The sequence below is a fragment of the Streptomyces sp. NPDC048584 genome, from assembly GCF_043199595.1.
Taxonomy (GTDB): Bacteria; Actinomycetota; Actinomycetes; order Streptomycetales; family Streptomycetaceae; genus Streptomyces; species Streptomyces edwardsiae.
Window position 1 is genome coordinate 1 of record NZ_JBICWF010000017.1, and the last position, 15,186, is coordinate 15,186.

Annotated in this window: 15 protein-coding genes, 1 pseudogene and 1 riboswitch; of the genes and pseudogenes, 8 read left to right on the forward strand and 8 right to left on the reverse strand. The window is 72.3% G+C overall.

From position 1 onward, the window contains the following. Positions 1 to 128 (forward strand): annotated as a pseudogene (locus tag ACGFR9_RS30290) (2-oxoacid:ferredoxin oxidoreductase subunit beta); the annotation flags it as partial. 32 nt (positions 129 to 160) lie between these two features. Here ACGFR9_RS30290 and ACGFR9_RS30295 read toward each other — a convergent pair. After that, the gene (locus tag ACGFR9_RS30295) at positions 161 to 541 is read right to left on the reverse strand and encodes a winged helix-turn-helix transcriptional regulator (RefSeq protein WP_393214720.1); all 381 of its coding nucleotides are present in this window, start codon (positions 539 to 541) and stop codon (positions 161 to 163) included. A 101-nt stretch (positions 542 to 642) separates the two neighbouring features. Here ACGFR9_RS30295 and ACGFR9_RS30300 point away from each other — a divergent pair, with 101 nt between their 5' ends. Both ACGFR9_RS30300 and rarD read left to right on the forward strand, forming a co-directional pair. Beyond that, entirely contained in the window at positions 643 to 1,497 is an 855-nt protein-coding gene (locus ACGFR9_RS30300) for an SDR family oxidoreductase (RefSeq protein WP_393214723.1), read from the forward strand. Between the two features lie 151 nt (positions 1,498 to 1,648). Next, entirely contained in the window at positions 1,649 to 2,632 is a 984-nt protein-coding gene (gene rarD / locus ACGFR9_RS30305; protein ID WP_393214726.1) for an EamA family transporter RarD, read from the forward strand. Between the two features lie 177 nt (positions 2,633 to 2,809). Here rarD and ACGFR9_RS30310 read toward each other — a convergent pair whose 3' ends face one another. Beyond that, entirely contained in the window at positions 2,810 to 3,988 is a 1,179-nt protein-coding gene (locus ACGFR9_RS30310) for a tetratricopeptide repeat protein (protein WP_393214729.1), read from the reverse strand. A gap of 158 nt (positions 3,989 to 4,146) precedes the next feature. Between ACGFR9_RS30310 and ACGFR9_RS30315 the strand changes: the two genes are divergently transcribed. The 3 genes from ACGFR9_RS30315 to ACGFR9_RS30325 all read left to right on the forward strand — a co-directional run bounded on the left by ACGFR9_RS30315 (position 4,147) and on the right by ACGFR9_RS30325 (position 6,421). Further along, positions 4,147 to 4,641 carry a DUF6668 family protein gene (locus ACGFR9_RS30315; RefSeq protein WP_393214732.1) on the forward strand — a complete coding sequence of 165 codons (495 nt, stop codon included), beginning with the start codon at positions 4,147 to 4,149 and terminating at the stop codon, positions 4,639 to 4,641. Between the two features lie 32 nt (positions 4,642 to 4,673). After that, the gene (locus ACGFR9_RS30320) at positions 4,674 to 5,768 is read left to right on the forward strand and encodes an amidase family protein (RefSeq protein WP_393214736.1); all 1,095 of its coding nucleotides are present in this window, start codon (positions 4,674 to 4,676) and stop codon (positions 5,766 to 5,768) included. A 68-nt stretch (positions 5,769 to 5,836) separates the two neighbouring features. Continuing rightward, positions 5,837 to 6,421: a flavodoxin family protein gene (locus ACGFR9_RS30325; protein WP_393215137.1), complete on the forward strand. Its 585-nt coding sequence runs from the start codon at positions 5,837 to 5,839 to the stop codon at positions 6,419 to 6,421. Between the two features lie 2 nt (positions 6,422 to 6,423). Here ACGFR9_RS30325 and ACGFR9_RS30330 read toward each other — a convergent pair whose 3' ends face one another. From ACGFR9_RS30330 to ACGFR9_RS30350, 5 genes are all read right to left on the reverse strand, one after another. After that, the gene (locus ACGFR9_RS30330) at positions 6,424 to 7,014 is read right to left on the reverse strand and encodes a hypothetical protein (protein ID WP_393214739.1); all 591 of its coding nucleotides are present in this window, start codon (positions 7,012 to 7,014) and stop codon (positions 6,424 to 6,426) included. Between the two features lie 45 nt (positions 7,015 to 7,059). Further along, entirely contained in the window at positions 7,060 to 7,929 is an 870-nt protein-coding gene (locus ACGFR9_RS30335; RefSeq protein ID WP_393214742.1) for an ABC transporter permease, read from the reverse strand. Continuing rightward, positions 7,916 to 8,890 (reverse strand): ABC transporter ATP-binding protein, encoded by a 975-nt coding sequence (locus ACGFR9_RS30340; RefSeq protein WP_393214745.1) that lies wholly within the window; start codon positions 8,888 to 8,890, stop codon positions 7,916 to 7,918. The genes ACGFR9_RS30335 and ACGFR9_RS30340 overlap by 14 nt, the downstream gene beginning before the upstream one ends. A gap of 38 nt (positions 8,891 to 8,928) precedes the next feature. Further along, on the reverse strand, positions 8,929 to 10,158 hold the full coding sequence (locus tag ACGFR9_RS30345) for an outer membrane lipoprotein carrier protein LolA (RefSeq protein ID WP_393214748.1): 1,230 nt from the start codon (positions 10,156 to 10,158) through the stop codon (positions 8,929 to 8,931). Between the two features lie 242 nt (positions 10,159 to 10,400). Next, positions 10,401 to 11,411: a polyprenyl synthetase family protein gene (locus tag ACGFR9_RS30350; protein ID WP_393214751.1), complete on the reverse strand. Its 1,011-nt coding sequence runs from the start codon at positions 11,409 to 11,411 to the stop codon at positions 10,401 to 10,403. Between the two features lie 574 nt (positions 11,412 to 11,985). Continuing rightward, positions 11,986 to 12,150: riboswitch (cyclic di-AMP (ydaO/yuaA leader) on the forward strand. A 5-nt stretch (positions 12,151 to 12,155) separates the two neighbouring features. Between ACGFR9_RS30350 and ACGFR9_RS30355 the strand changes: the two genes are divergently transcribed. Next, on the forward strand, positions 12,156 to 12,629 hold the full coding sequence (locus ACGFR9_RS30355) for a transglycosylase SLT domain-containing protein (RefSeq protein WP_393214754.1): 474 nt from the start codon (positions 12,156 to 12,158) through the stop codon (positions 12,627 to 12,629). On the opposite strand, the gene ACGFR9_RS30360 is transcribed toward ACGFR9_RS30355, so the two are convergent. Beyond that, positions 12,593 to 13,465, reverse strand: coding sequence for an HAD family hydrolase (locus ACGFR9_RS30360; RefSeq protein ID WP_393214756.1), 873 nt, complete (start codon positions 13,463 to 13,465; stop codon positions 12,593 to 12,595). The genes ACGFR9_RS30355 and ACGFR9_RS30360 overlap by 37 nt on opposite strands. 361 nt (positions 13,466 to 13,826) lie before the next feature. Here ACGFR9_RS30360 and fahA point away from each other — a divergent pair, with 361 nt between their 5' ends. Next, positions 13,827 to 15,041, forward strand: coding sequence for a fumarylacetoacetase (gene fahA, locus ACGFR9_RS30365; RefSeq protein ID WP_393214759.1), 1,215 nt, complete (start codon positions 13,827 to 13,829; stop codon positions 15,039 to 15,041). Positions 15,042 to 15,186 lie beyond the last annotated feature (145 nt).

A 15,186-nucleotide genomic window follows, 5' to 3' on the forward strand; every position in this document is an offset into this window, starting at 1 on the left:
GCTCCGTCGACCGCCCCGTCTACGACACCCTCATGGCCGACCAGCTCGACACCGCCCTGGAACAACAGGGCAAGGGCGACCTCGGAGCCCTCCTCGCCGGCGGCGACACCTGGACCGTCGTCGGCTGAACCGCCGAAGGCCGTGACGAGGCCCGGGTGCGCTAGCGCACCCGGGCCTCGTCGTATGCCTGCCGGGCCCGCGTCACGGCGGCCATGCGCTTCTCCGTCCACAGGGCGAGGTCGCGCACCTGCTCGGCGGCCTCGCGGCCAAGGCCGGTGAGGGAGTAGTCGACGCGGGGCGGGATGACCGGCTTGGCGTCGCGGTGGACCAGGCCGTCGCGCTCCAGGGTCTGAAGGGTCTGGGTGAGCATCTTCTCGCTGACCCTGCCGATCGCCCGGCGCAGTTCGCTGAACCGGTACGGGCGTTCCAGCAGCTGGATCAGTACGAGCACGCCCCAGCGGCTGGTCACATGCTCCAGGACCAGCCGGTGCGGGCACATGGCCTCGGCCTCGATCAGTCGTTCCGTCTCGCTTACCGCCATGCCAGTACCTTACTCCAAAGTGGGTACTTTCCAAAAGTTAGCGCACCTCCTAGAGTGAGTGGCACATCCGCATCCGCACCACCCCCCTGGAGTTCCGCATCATGAGCATCGTCGTCACCGGCGCCACCGGACACCTCGGCCGTCACGTCGTGGAACAGCTGCTGGAGAAGGTCCCGGCCGAGCAGATCACCGCCGTCGTCCGCAGCGCGGAGAAGGCGGCGGACCTCGCCGGGCGCGGGGTGCGGATCGCGGTCGCCGACTACAACGCCCCCGCGACCTTCGACGGCCTGTTCGCGGCCGGCGACAAGGTCCTGCTGATCTCCGGCAACGAGTTCGACAAGGGCAGGGTGGGCCAGCACCGGGTCGTCATCGACGCCGCGAAGGCCGCCGGTGTCGCCCTGCTCGCCTACACCTCCGCCCCCGGCACCCTGACCGCCGCGCTCGCCGACGACCACCGCGGCACCGAGGAGGCGCTGCTGGGCTCGGGCGTGCCGTACACGCTGCTGCGCAACGGCTGGTACCACGAGAACTACACCGAGAACCTGGCCCCGGTGCTGGAGCACGACGCGGTCCTCGCGGCCGCCGGTGAGGGCCGGATCTCCTCCGCCTCGCGGACCGACTACGCGGCCGCCGCCGTCGCCGTACTGACCGGTGAGGGGCATGAGGACGCGACGTACGAGCTGGGCGGCGACGAGGCGTGGAGCTTCGCCGAGTACGCGGCCGAGCTGAGCCGGCAGACCGGCAGGGAGATCGCCTACAACCCGGTCACGCCCGAGGCGCTCACGGGGATTCTCGCCGGTGCCGGGATTCCCGGGCCGATGGCCGCCGTCCTCGCGGGCGTGGACGTCTCGATCGAGAAGGGCGAGCTCGTCGTCGACAGCGGCGATCTGTCCCGGCTGACCGGCCGTCCGACCACCCCGCTCGCCGACGCGGTCGCGGCCGCTCTCAAGAACTGACCTCCGGGGCCGGCCCCCGCGCGTCATGACCGTATGCCGGTACGGACATGACGCGCGGGGGTGTCCGGCGTTACCGTCGTCCGGTCGAGCACCGCGCGCGTGCGCGGGCCTCGCCAGGACACGGCACGCACCGGACACGAAGGAGGGCCCCATGACCGGGAAGTCGGCCGCAGAGCGGCGCACAGGACTGCTGAACGGCTTCGCCGCGTACGGCATGTGGGGCCTGGTCCCGCTGTTCTGGCCGCTGCTCAAGCCCTCGGGCGCGGTGGAGATCCTGGCCCACCGGATGGTCTGGTCACTGTTCTTCGTGGGTGCCGCCCTGCTCTTCATACGCCGCTGGGCCTGGCTCGGCGAGCTGCTGCGGCAGCCGCGCAGGCTGGCGCTGGTCGCGGTCGCCGCGGCCGTCATCACCGTGAACTGGGGCGTCTACATCTGGGCCGTCAACTCGGGCCATGTCGTGGAGGCGTCCCTCGGCTACTTCATCAACCCGCTGGTCACCATCGCGATGGGCGTGCTGCTGCTGAAGGAGCGGCTGCGGACCGCACAGTGGGCGGCGGTCGGGGTCGGCGCGGCGGCGGTGGTCGTGCTCACCGTCGGCTACGGCCAGCCGCCGTGGATCTCGCTCTGCCTCGCCTTCTCCTTCGCCACGTACGGGCTGGTGAAGAAGAAGGTCGACCTCGGCGGCGTCGAGTCGCTGGCGGTCGAGAGCGCGATCCAGTTCCTGCCCGCGGTCGCCTATCTGGTGTGGCTGGGCACGCGGGGCGACGCCACCTTCGGTGCGGAGGGGGCGGGGCACGCGGCGCTGCTCGCCGCGTCCGGGATCGTCACCGCGCTGCCGCTGGTCTGCTTCGGTGCCGCCGCGATCCGCGTGCCGCTGTCCACGCTGGGGCTGCTCCAGTACATGACGCCGGTCTTCCAGTTCCTGCTGGGCGTCCTGTACTTCAAGGAGGCCATGCCGCCCGAGCGCTGGGCCGGTTTCGCGCTGGTGTGGCTGGCGCTCACCCTCCTCACCTGGGACGCGCTGCGTACCGCCCGCAGGTCCGCGCGGGTGCTCGCGGAGAAGAAGAGGCGCGCGGCGGCGGCCGACCCCGCGAGCGTGCCCGCCGAAGCGGACCCGATCCGGAGCACGACCTAGAAGTCCTCCCGGCGGCCACCCCGGAGACCCGGAACCCGCCCCGCACACTCCCGAGAGCCGCCCGGCGTCCACCCCGGAGACACAGGGCCCGGCGCGCGCATCCGCACGCACCGGACGCCGCCCGCCCGGGCCGGAGGGCGCCGCCGGTTTCCTCCGGCCCGCTCCGCCGGACAGGCGCTAACGCGCGCGTTCCGTCAGGCGGCCCATGCGGGCGCGGGCGGATTCCAGTTCCTCGATCTCGTCGGCGGCGGGGCCGTCCTCGGTGGTGAGTTCGGTCCACAGGGTGATCAGCTCGTGCCCGAGCTCCAGTCCGGGCCCCGGGTCGCGTACCGCGCGCCAGGCGGTCGCCGCGCTGCGGACATTGCCGTAGGCGGCCTCCGCGTCCCCCGCGCGGCGGCAGATGACGGCGAGGTCGAGGGAGATCCGGAAGGCGCGCAGCGGCTCTCCGGCCAGATAGGCGATGTACGCGGCGAGCTCGCGCAGCCGCAGCACCTCGGGGTGGTCCGGGCCCAGGGTGCCCGACGCCTCCGCGACGGTCTCCTCGGCCAGCCGGGCCGCCTCGTCGATCCTGCCCGTCCGGACGGCGTCGTTGATCCGTGCCATGGGTCCGGCGAGGTGGTTCTCGGCGGCGGGGGGCTCGTCCCCGAGCACCGCCTCCGCCACGGCGTCGAACCCGCGCGGCGGGGTGGGCTTGGGGTCGGGGTCGTACGCGGACTCCGGAGCCGAGGTGACCGGATCGGGTTCGGGGTGCGGCCGCGCGTCCATGGGCGGGGGCGGGCCGAACTCGCCCGTCGGCGGTACGACCGTACCCGGCGGCGTCGGCTCCGCCGGCTCGGGGACGGCCCGCAGCGGGAACGTGGGGGCGGCGTCCCGGGGTGTCTCCGGTCCGGGCAGGGGGCGCAGCTTGAAGGTGGGGGCGCTGTCCCGGTGGGGCGCCGGCGGTGCGGACGCGGTCCCGTGCGCCGCCTGCTCGGGTACCGGCCGCAGGAGGTGGGTCGGCAGGTCCCTGTCGGGCGTCGGCGCCGGCCCGCGGTCCCGCGGGGGTTCCGTCAGGACCGGCTGTCCCGTGAAGTGGCTGGAGCCGTCGGGGTCGACCCGGAGCGGGATGACGTAGCCGACGCGCTCGTCGTGCACGGTGGCGAGGGCGGCGTGCCCGGAGGCGATGGCGATGCGGTGGAGGCGGTTCAGCACCGCCTGCTGGATCTCCTCGCCGGGGCCGGCGATCACCGTCACCCCGCCGACGGACGCGCCCGTCCCGCCCAGGGGGACATGGACGTCGATCGGCGCCGCCGCAGGGTTCACCGCGTCCGCGGCCTGCTGCTGTTCCCGCTTCTTCTCACGGCTGAGTCGCGACATCGTCCCCTCATTCGGGTCGTACACCTACGGTCGAGTCTGTCCGCTCGCCCGCTCTTCTCACGTCACCGCGTTGTCACAGGCTCGTCCCAACGACCGTATGTGCGGTTTCCTGTCCCTGGGGCGGCATGGTGATCGACAGGGCGAGCAGGAGAAGCAGCATGCGAGAGGGACCGGAGATCTGGATCCGAGGACCGGTGGCGTTACCGGAGCCGGCCGCGCCGGAGCCCGCCCACGCGCGGGCGTCGGCGCGGCGCTTCTTCTGGGTCGGTCTGCACGGCGGCGCGGGCGTCTCCACGCTGGCCGCGGTCTACGGCGGCCATGACGGCGGACGTGCCTGGCCCGGCCCCGCCGATCCGCGGTCGGTGCTGCTCGTCGCCCGGACCCATGCGGCCGGCCTGGACGCGGTGGTCCCGGCGGTGGAGCTGTTCCGGCGCGGCGACGCCCCGGAGGGGCTGGACCTGGACGCGGTGGTGCTGGTGGCGGACGCGCCGGGACGGCTGCCGCGTCCGCTCGCTCACCGGGTCCGGCTCATCGAGTCGGTGATCGACGTGTACCGGGTGCCGTGGGTGAGCGAGTGGCGCCTCGGTGACCTCGGCGAACGGCCGCCCCGCGAGACGGAGTCGCTGGCCCGGCTGACGGGCGCGATGCGCTGACCGGGGGCAGCGCGCGGGAGGTCGCGGCCGCCGTGGGCGCACGGCGGCTGCGGGCCGTGGACGTGGTCGGGGAGGCGCTTTCGCGGATCGAGCGGGCCGATCCGGTGCTGTGCGCGTTCCTCGAGGTATGGGGCGAGGAGGCCCTGCGACGGGCGGCCGAGGTGGACGCGCGGGTCGCCGCCGGTGAGCCGCTGCCGCTGGCCGGGGTGCCGGTCGCGGTGAAGGGGCGGCACGGACGGCGTGCGGCGCGGGCGCTGCTCGCGGCCGGCGCGGTCGCCGTGGGCGCCACGTCGGTGCCCGGTCCGGGAACTCCGTGGCAGACCTGGGGGCTCGGGGCGCACGGCCGTACGGTCAACCCGTGGCGGGCGGACCGTACTCCTGGCGGCTCCTCGGCCGGGGCGGCGGTGGCGGTCGCGGCCGGGCTGGTGCCGCTGGCGACGGGCAGCGACGGGGCGGGCTCGGTGCGGATCCCGGCGGCGTGGTGCGGGGTCGTCGGGCTGAAGGTCACGGGCGGCCGTCTGCCCTCGGCCGACCGTACGGGCCTGGCAGCGCCCGGCGTCCTCACCCGTACGGCGTCGGACGCGGCGGCGTGGTGGCGGGTGGTGTCGGGGCGGGCCGACCCGGTGGCGCTGCCCGTCTCCGCCTGCTGGTCCCCCGACCTGGGCTTCGCCGCCCCCGACCCGGAACCCGTCGCCCTGGCCCGCGCGGCGGCCGACCGGCTGGCCGACGCGGGGATCGTACGGCTCGTACGGCGGCCCCCGCCCGGACTCCTCGACCCTGCCCCCGCCTGGCTCGCCCTGCGCACTCCCGGTGCCGATCCGGCCGACGCCCATCGGATCCGGGCGGAGAACGACCGGCGTCTGGACGACCTCTTCTCCGGCGCCGACCTGCTGCTCACCCCCACCGCGCCCACCGCCCCGCACGGTCACGAGGGCCCCGGTGACGTCTACTCGACGGCACTCACCTGGGCGTTCAACCTCAGCGGGCACCCCGCGCTGAGCCTGCCGGCCGGGTTCGGCACCGACGGCTGCCCGGCGGGGCTCCAGTTGGTGGCACGGCACGGGCGGGAGGACCTGTTGCTGTCGGTGGCGGGGGAGGCCGAGCTCCGGGGAGCTGTCACCCTTTGACATGTAAATGCATGCGCATATGATGCAGAGGCGCTTAATTGACGTCCGCCGAGCATCTGGGGATGACCATGGCTCGCCGTTTTCTCTTCGTCCTGGGCAGTGCCCGCCCTGACGGCAACACCGAACTGCTGGCCCGGGGGGCCGCCGAACAGCTGCCCCCCGATGTGGAGCAGCAGTGGATCGACCTCACCTCCGACCCCCTGCCCGACTTCGAGGACCTGCGCCACGACAGCGACCACGCCCGCCCCACCGAGGGCCCCGTGGCCGAACTCCTGGACGCCACCCTCGCCGCGACCGACGTGGTGATCGCCTCGCCGCTGTACTGGTACTCCGTGTCCGCACAGACCAAGCGCTACCTGGACTACTGGTCGGGCTGGCTGCGCACCCCCGGCCTGGACTTCAAGGCGGCGATGACGGGCCGCACCCTCTGGGGCGTCACCGCCCTCGCGCACGAGGAGCCGGAGGTCGCCGACCCGCTGGCCGGCACGCTGAACAACTCGGCGGCGTACCTGGGGATGCGGTTCGGCGGGGTACTGCTCGGCAACGGCAGCAGGCCGGGCGACGTACTGAAGGACACGGAGGCGCTGGCGCGGGCCAAGACGTTCTTCGCGCGGGAGGCACCGCTCGCCCGCTTCCCGTACGAGACGGGCTGACGTCACCAGCCGAGCTGCGCCTCGCCCAGGACCTCGCTGCCGATGTGGGCGGCGAGGTCCTGGGCGAGGGGCAGGTCCCCCCACTTGGTCACATGGACGAAGACGGTGTGCTCCTCCGTCCATTCGCCCCACTGGGCCTCGTCACCGTGGAACAGGACCTGGATCCCGTCGTACTTCGAGGGCCAGTCCACATCCGCGTCCGAGTCGTCCGGCCAGCGCCCGTGCCACTCGACGGAGACCATGCCGTCGCCCAGCGCGGCCAGGATCCCGGCCTCGACGCGCTCCCGCTCGACGTCCTCCGAGAAGGTCAGCGGCAGGTGTTCCGCCAGTGCCGCGTCGTCCAGTGCCGTCACGTCGAGGTCGAACCGGAGGTAGTCACCCGTCGCCGGATCGGTCCGGGTCCCCGAGTAGTCGAAGGGCAGCCCAGGAGCGATCGCGGCGATCGCCCTCACCTCGCGGACCGTTGCCGGTTCGGCGAACAGCCACACCTTGTCCTCGACATTCTTCAGCAGTGCGCACAGCCGCATGGCCTGCCGAAACGCCTCGGCCGCGTCGGTGGTCCGCAGGACGGGGTATGCCTTCGAGTTGCCCATGGCCCGAACCGTCACACGCCCCGCCACGCTCCAGCCACCGATTTCTTACGCGCTGATGTCCTTCGCCGTGAACCGGGCCCACGCCGCCGAGCCGAACACGGCCGCGTAGAGGGCCTGGAGGCCGAGGTTCCTGGTCAGGTCGTCCCAGTAGACCGGTTCGCGCATCAGGTCGGCGAAGGACAGCCAGTAGTGGGAGAAGAGGTAGGGGTGCACGGCGTGCAACTGGGGGATCTGGTCGACGATCTGGACCGTGATCAGCAGTCCCACCGTGGTCGCCATCGCCGCGATGCCACTGTTGGTCAGCGTGGAGACGAACAGGCCGAGCGCCGCCACACCGATCAGTGACACGGCGACGACCAGGGCGATCAGCAGCGCTCTGGCCAGCCCCTCGGAGAAGCTGATCCGGGTGCCCGAGATGGTCGTGAGATCGCCGAGCGGGAACAGCAGCGCGCCGGTGATCAGCGCCGACACGGCGACCACGAGGGTGGCGACCAGACAGAACGTCATGACCGTCGCGTACTTGGTGAGCAGCAGCCGGGTCCGCCCGGCCGGGGCGACGAGCAGATAGCGCAGGGTGCCGGCGTTCGCCTCACCCGCGACGGCGTCGCCCGCCACGACCCCGATCGCCATGGGCAGGAAGAACGGCAGCGTGGCGGCGAGCGCGGTGAACACCAGGAAGAGGCCGTTGTTGGTGATCTGCGAGATGAACGCCGGGCCCCCGCCGCCCCCTCCCCCGGCCGACGACCCGTCACCCGTCTCGATCCGTACGGCGATCCCGACCAGGACCGGTACGGCCGCCAGCACCCCCAGCAGGGCGAGAGTGCGCCAGCGCCGGAAGGTGGTGAGCAGTTCGCTGCGGAACAGTCCGAGGGTCCACAGCGGACTCACCGCGCGCACCGCTTCAGCCCGCGACATCGAAGCCCTCCCCGGTCAGTGCCACGAACGCGTCCTCCAGCGAGGCCCGTTCGACCGCGAAGCCGCGCACCCGGACCCCCGCCGTCACCAGGGCCGCGTTCACCTCGGCGAGGTCACGCTCGGGCACCTCCCCGGTCACCCGCTCCCCGTCCGCCACGACATCGGCGACCCCCTGCTCCTTCAGCAGCCGGGCCGCGTCCGCCGGGTCCGGGGTGGTCACCACCAGCCGGCCCCGGGCGCCCGCGGCCAGGTCGGCGACCGGGCCCTGGGTGAGCAGCCGGCCCCGCGCCATCACGGCGGCGTGGGTGCACACCTGCTCGATCTCGTCGAGGAGGTGGGAGGAGAGGAAGACGGTGGTGCCGTCCGAGGCCAGTTCGCGCACGAGGCTGCGGATCTCGCGCATGCCCTGCGGGTCGAGACCGTTCGTGGGCTCGTCCAGGACGAGCAGCCGGCGCGGCTGGAGCAGGGCGGCCGCGAGACCGAGCCGCTGCTTCATGCCGAGGGAGTACGCCTTCGCCTTCTTGCCCCCGGCGGCCGTGAGGCCCACCCGCTCCAGCGCGGCCAGGACGCGGATACTCCGGGTGCGCGGGTCGGCGGTCGGGTCGGCGGCGTCGTAGCGCAGGAGGTTGTCGCGGCCGGAGAGGAAACCGTAGAGGGCCGGGCCCTCGATGAGGGCGCCGACGTGGGGCAGCACGGCGCGCGCGGAGCGCGGCATGGGGCGCCCGAGGACGTGCGCCGTGCCGGAGGTCGGCTCGATCAGGCCCATCAGCATGCGGATGGTGGTGGTCTTGCCGGAGCCGTTGGGGCCGAGGAAGCCGAAGACGCTGCCCGCCGGGACGGTCAGACACAGACCGTCGACGGCGAGCTGTCCGCCGCGGAAGCGCTTGGTGAGCGCGCGGGTGGTGATGACTGCCTCACCCGTGTGCTCCCCGTCCTGCTCACTGGCGGACGCCTCGCCCATCGGCTCCCTCGATCCCTGTAGGGCCTTGTAGGGCCTTGTCACTTACCCGCGTCGGCGGCCTTCACGAGCGCGTCCTTGGTGACCGTGCCCACGTAGACCTTGCCGTCCTCGGTGATCAGGGCGTTGACCAGGCGGGTGCTGAACACCGTGCCGGTGCCGAAGTCGCCCTTGACCTCGTCGCCGAGGGAGCCGAGGAAGCCGCCGAGGTCACCGCCGGGTCCGCCCGTCTCGCCGGTGGGCAGGCCGCCCTCGCCGCCGGTGTCGAAGACGGCGACGGAGTTCCAGCCCTCGCCGAGCATCTTCAGCCCGTCGAGCCCCTTGCCCAGGTCCTCTTCGGACTTCGGGCCCCGCTCCGGCTTCCCGGAGTGCTCCCGGCCCTTGGCCGGCGCGTCGTCCTCGGTCACCTTGGCGCCCTTGGGCGGGGTGAAGTCGAACGTCGACGCGGACGGCTTGTCGAAGCTCACCTGGGTGAAGCCGACGTCCACGACGGCCGCGCCCCCGCTGGACGGGGTGAGCGTGAACTTCAGCGGCATACCGGTCTTGTGGTCGACGGCGATGCTGATCGCGCCGACCGTGGAGCCGGACTGCCTCGGCTTGACGACCAGTTTGTAGGCGTCCCGGCCGGCCACCTGGGCGGTGCCGTCGACGGTCACCGACGTGGTGTCGTCGACCGACTTCAGCGCCTCCTCGGCGAAGTCCTTCGGGGTGGCCGGGGGCTGCTGCTCCCGGTCCTCGCCGGACGCGCCGACGGTGCCGTGGTAGACCTCGTTGGAGCCGCTGTCGTAGCCCCAGACGTCCTTGCCGTTGTGGATCAGGCTGTACTCGGCGGCGTTCTCCAGGAGCGACAGCTTCTGCCGGTCCGGGCCGTCGGCCGCGACGCGCAGCGTGTGCGTGCCGGAGGCCAGTTCGGTGAGCTTGGCGGACGGGTCGGCCGAGGAGCCGCCGTCGTCGCCGCGCCCCATGGCGCCGGACGTGAGGCTGTTCTCCAGGCCGCCGAGGTTCGGCAGTCCGAGGTCCGTGGTGATCTTCACGGTGCCGGACAGCCGCTCGACGTCCGACTGCGCGATCTTCTCGATGAGCTGCGCGGCGGTGATCTCCGGCAGGTCGGGGTCGCCGGAGTCGGCGAGCGCGGGGACGAGCCCGATGGTCGCGGCCGCCACCCCCATCACGGTGACCGGGACGATGTACCGTGCGGCCCTCCGCCGCCCCGTGCGCGGCTCGTCGACGTCCCCCGCGGTCGTCATGTCGTCGGATTCGTACGGTGCCATGTGTGCCCTACCTCCGTGGTCGGCGGCGGCTTCCGTCTCGTGTGCTCGCACCGGTCCCACCCTGAGCCGCCATTCTCACCCGAATCAGTGAGAAGTGGTGTGGTCCGTCGTTGTCCATCTGACCAAATCCGGCAGGCTCAGTCGTCAGACCCCGGACGCAACTCCGTGTACTGCTGCGGTATGACACGGGGGACGGTTTCGTCCCCCGACCAGTAGGGGTCGGCAGGGAGATCGAGGCCCGCTCAGCCCGCGCGGTGCACCACGGCGTCGCACAGCTGCACGAGCGCGGTCTTCGCGGCGCACTCCCGCAGCGGGGCGAGCGCCGCGCGCGCCTCCTCGGCGTAGCGCACGGTGTCGCGGCGGGCCTGCTCGAGCGCGGGATGGGCGCGCAGCAGCCGCAGTGCCTCGGCGTGCCGGGTGTCGTCGGTGAGGTCGGAGTCCAGCAGCTCGCACAGGGCGATGTCCTCGGCCAGGTCCAGCCGGGCCGCCCGTTCGCGCAGCCGCAGCACAGGCAGGGTGGGGATGCCCTCGCGCAGGTCGGTGCCGGGGGTCTTGCCGGACTCGTGGGTGTCGGAGGCGATGTCCAGGACGTCGTCGGCGAGCTGGAACGCGACGCCGAGCCGCTCGCCGTACTGGGTGAGCACGTCCACGACCGTCTCGTCCGCGCCGGACATCATCGCGCCGAACCGGCAGGAGACGGCGACGAGGGAGCCGGTCTTGCCGCCGAGCACGTCCAGGTAGTGGTCGACCGGGTCGCGGCCGTCCTGCGGTCCCGCGGTCTCCAGGATCTGCCCGGTGACCAGCCGCTCGAACGCCTCCGCCTGTACCCGTACGGCCTCGGGGCCGAGGTCGGCCAGGATGTGCGAGGCGCGGGCGAAGAGGAAGTCGCCGGTGAGGACCGCGACGGAGTTGCCCCAGCGGGTGTTGGCGCTGTCGACGCCGCGCCGCACCTCGGCCTCGTCCATCACGTCGTCGTGGTACAGCGTGGCCAGATGGGTCAGCTCCACGACCACGGCCGACGGCACGACACCGGGCGCGTAGGGGTCGCCGAACTGGGCGGCGAGCATCACGAGCAGCGGACGGAACCGCTTGCCGCCGGCCCGCACCAGATGCTGGGCGGCCCCGGTGATGAAGGGCACCTCACTCTTGGTGGCCTCGAACAGCCCCTCCTCGACAGCCGTCATCCCGGCCTGGACATCGGCTTCCAGAGCCTGGTCCCGCACGCTCAGCCCGAACGGCCCGACGACGGTCACGAGGGGTCTCCTGTCTGCTGGTGTCCACTGGCGGTTATACGGAATGTCGATAGGTCGCTGCCCTCACTCAAGTCAGCGTATCCGGTCATGTTTCGATCACCGCCAGCGCCCGACGTTACGGGCAGGGCGACAGGGGATCAGGAGCGGAGTGTTTTTGATCAGGTGATCACAAGGGGCATTCCCCGACATTCCCGTATGTACCGATCCACTCCTCGACCCGACTCTCGACCCGGCCCGCGACCCGCCTTCCGTCACGCGGACCATCCTGCCCGCCCTCGCGTCCGATTTGCCGCACATACAGAGCGAATTCCCTTTGGCGAGTAATGCGCTCACAGGTGAGGCACAGTGAAGTGGCTCACGCGCGAACCCGTACCCCCGCCACGGTCCGCGACACCCGTTTCCCCCGCCCCCGCAACCGAGTTGACCCTTGGCACTCGCAAAGGATCAAGCATCCCAAAAACCCCATCGCAAGATCAAACGACCTCATCCATGAGATCCGCACTTGTTCCCGACATGTGCTCTCGCATACGTTCCGGGCCTGCCGGGTGGACGCCTGATCCTGCCGCCGCCCGCATCACACCCAACGACATCCCAGACGGCAGGAGTGGGGGACCCAGGTAAGTCGCCGGGCCGGTCATGTGCCGGAACGGCTAGGGGTGAAGCCATGCCCGCAGGGGCACGGCCGGGCACTCTCCCGCCCGAACCCGACAGCTCACCTCGCAGGCGTAGGAGAGGAACCCAGTCATGCCCGCTTCCGCTCGTCACCGGCGTCTCGTCCGCTCCCTCGCCGTCGCCGGCACCGGCGTCGCCGTGGTCGCCCTGCCGCTGTTCGGTGCCACCGCCGCCTCCGCGGCCACCACCGGAACGACCACGACCGCCGCCTCCGCCACGGCCTACCCGGACAACCTCGACGGCTGGATCCGCGAGTCGCTGTCGGTCATGGCGCAGAACGGCATCCCGGGCAGCTACGAGAGCATCCACCGCAACATCATGCGCGAGTCCTCCGGCAACCCGTTCGCCATCAACAACTGGGACTCCAACGCCGCCGCCGGCACCCCGTCGAAGGGTCTGCTGCAGGTCATCGACCCGACCTTCGCGGCCTACCACGTGGCCGGCACCGCCTTCGACCCGTACGACCCGGTCGCGAACATCACGGCGGCCTGCAACTACGCGGCCGACCGCTACGGCTCCATCGACAACGTCTTCGGCGCGTACTGAGCCACCCGCTGACGGGCGAGCACCCCCGCGCCGCCGAACAGTCGCTCGAGGACGACGGCCACGCCGTCGTCCTCGTTCGACGTGGTGATCTCGTCCGCGACCGCCTTCAGTTCGGGATGCGCGTCGGCCATGGCGACACCATGGGCCGCCCAGTCGAACATGGGGATGTCGTTCGGCATGTCGCCGAAGGCGATGGTCCGCTCCGGGCCCACCCCCAGTTCCCCGGCGGCCAGCGCGAGCCCGGTCGCCTTGGTCACCCCGCACGGCTGGAGCTCCACCGTGCCGGGGCCGGACATGGTGACCGTGGCCAGTGAGCCCACCACCGCCCGGGCCGCCGCCGCCAGTTCGTCGTCCGACAGCTCCGGATGGCGCAGCAGCACCTTGCTGATCGGCCGGTCCCACAGCTCCCGGCGCCGCTCGACCCGCACCGCGGGCAGGGTCGGGTGCGGCATCAGATAGCCGGGCTCGATCAGCGTCAGCCCGTCGACCCCGTCCTGGTCGACCGCGGCGTACACCTCCCCCACCTCGGCCTCGATCTTGCCGAGGGCGGTCTCCGCCAGTTCCCGGTCCAGCGTGACCGACCACAGCAGCCGGTCCGCTGCGGCGTCGTACACCTGCGCGCCCTGGCCGCACACCGCGAGCCCCGTGGAGCCGAGGTCGTCCAGGAGCGCCCGCACTCTGGGGGCCGGCCGCCCCGTCACCACGAGGTGCCGCGCACCCGCCCGGCCCGCCCGCGCGAGCGCGGCGAGGGACCGGTCGGAGAGGGTGTCGTCGCCGCGCAGCAGCGTCCCGTCCAGGTCGGTGGCGATGAGTGAATATGCGGTGGGTGCGGCCATGATCAGAGAATACGGACAACACGACCGTCCGATTCACCGTGCCCGTATCCGCTCGCTTCGGTGCGATTCCCCTTCTCTCGATGCCGGTCGAGGAACGTTTCGGGCCTCTTTCCCCGATTGCCTCGAACATGGTCCGCTGTCTGTCCCTGCGACGACGCGGTCGGACGATCGACGCCGGTGTGTCCGCCCGGAGCGCCTCCCGTTCGCAGCCGGGACGCCCGGCGAACAGCGTGACGGTCCAGGAGGAAGTGCGGGTGCGCCACCACGCCGGCTCTGCCCAAGACCGCCGTCGCACCCGTAACGTGTGGCACGGCCACAGACACGTGGAGCACCTGCGCACACGAAAGCGAGGCAGCACCCGATGCCCCCCTTCGATGTACCCGAGGGCGATCCCTTCGGCCCGCACAACCTGCCGTACGGCGTGTTCTCGCCCCCCGGTTCGTCGGAGCGGACCGTGGGCGTCCGGCTCGGCGACCACGTCCTCGACGCCGGCGCCGCGGCACACGCCCTGGGCTCGCCGTACGCCTCCCTGCTCGCCCGTCCGAGCCTCGACCCACTGCTGGCGGCGGGCCGCACGGCCTGGTCGGACGTGCGGCGGGCGCTCACGGCGTGGGTGACCGTACCGGCGCACCGGGAGACCGTCGAACCCCTGTTCCACCCGCTGTCCGAGGTGACCCTGCACCTCCCCTTCGAGGTCGCGGACTACGTCGACTTCTACGCCTCGGAGAACCACGCCCGGAACGTCGGCCAGATCTTCCGCCCCGACGCCGCCGACTCCCTGACCCCCAACTGGAAGCATCTCCCGATCGGTTACCACGGCCGCGCCGGCACCGTCGTGGTGTCCGGCACCGATGTCGTACGCCCCTCGGGCCAGCGCAAGGCGCCCACGGACGCCGCACCGGTGTTCGGGCCGTCCGTCCGGCTGGACATCGAGGCCGAGGTCGGCTTCGTGGTCGGCGCCCCGTCACGACTGGGCCGGCCGGTGCCGCTCGCCGACTTCCGCGACCACGTCTTCGGCCTCTGCCTCCTCAACGACTGGTCCGCGCGCGACGTCCAGGCCTGGGAGTACGTGCCCCTCGGCCCGTTCCTCGGCAAGTCCTTCACCACCTCGGTGTCGGCCTGGATCACCCCGCTGGACGCCCTGGACGCCGCCCGTGTCGCGCCGCCCGAGCGCACCCACGAACTGCTGCCCTACCTGGACGACACGGACGAGGAGCCCGGCGGCTACGACCTGCGGATCACCGTCACGGTCAACGGCCACACCGTCTCCGAGCCGCCCTTCTCCACCATGTACTGGACGGCCGCGCAGCAGCTCGCCCACATGACCGTCAACGGCGCCTCGCTGCGCACCGGCGACCTGTACGGCTCCGGCACGGTGAGCGGCCCCGCCGAACGGGAGCGCGGCTCGCTGCTCGAACTGACCTGGAACGGCCGTGACGCCCTCGAACTCCCCGACGGCAAGCGGACGTTCCTGGAGGACGGTGACGTGGTGACGCTGTCGGCCTGGGCGCCCGGACCGGACGGCGTCCGCGTGGGCCTCGGTGAGGTCACGGGACGGGTGGTCCCCGCGGTGTGACCCGTCAGGCCCTCACGGATCCTCGCCGACCCCTGACCCGCACCGCCCCGCGCCGTCATAATCGGAGTGGGGCGGTGTGCGCGTCCGTACCGCGCTCCCTCTGTACGCCCCCGCACCGTCGCACGCCCCGAAGCCGCCCTCTTCC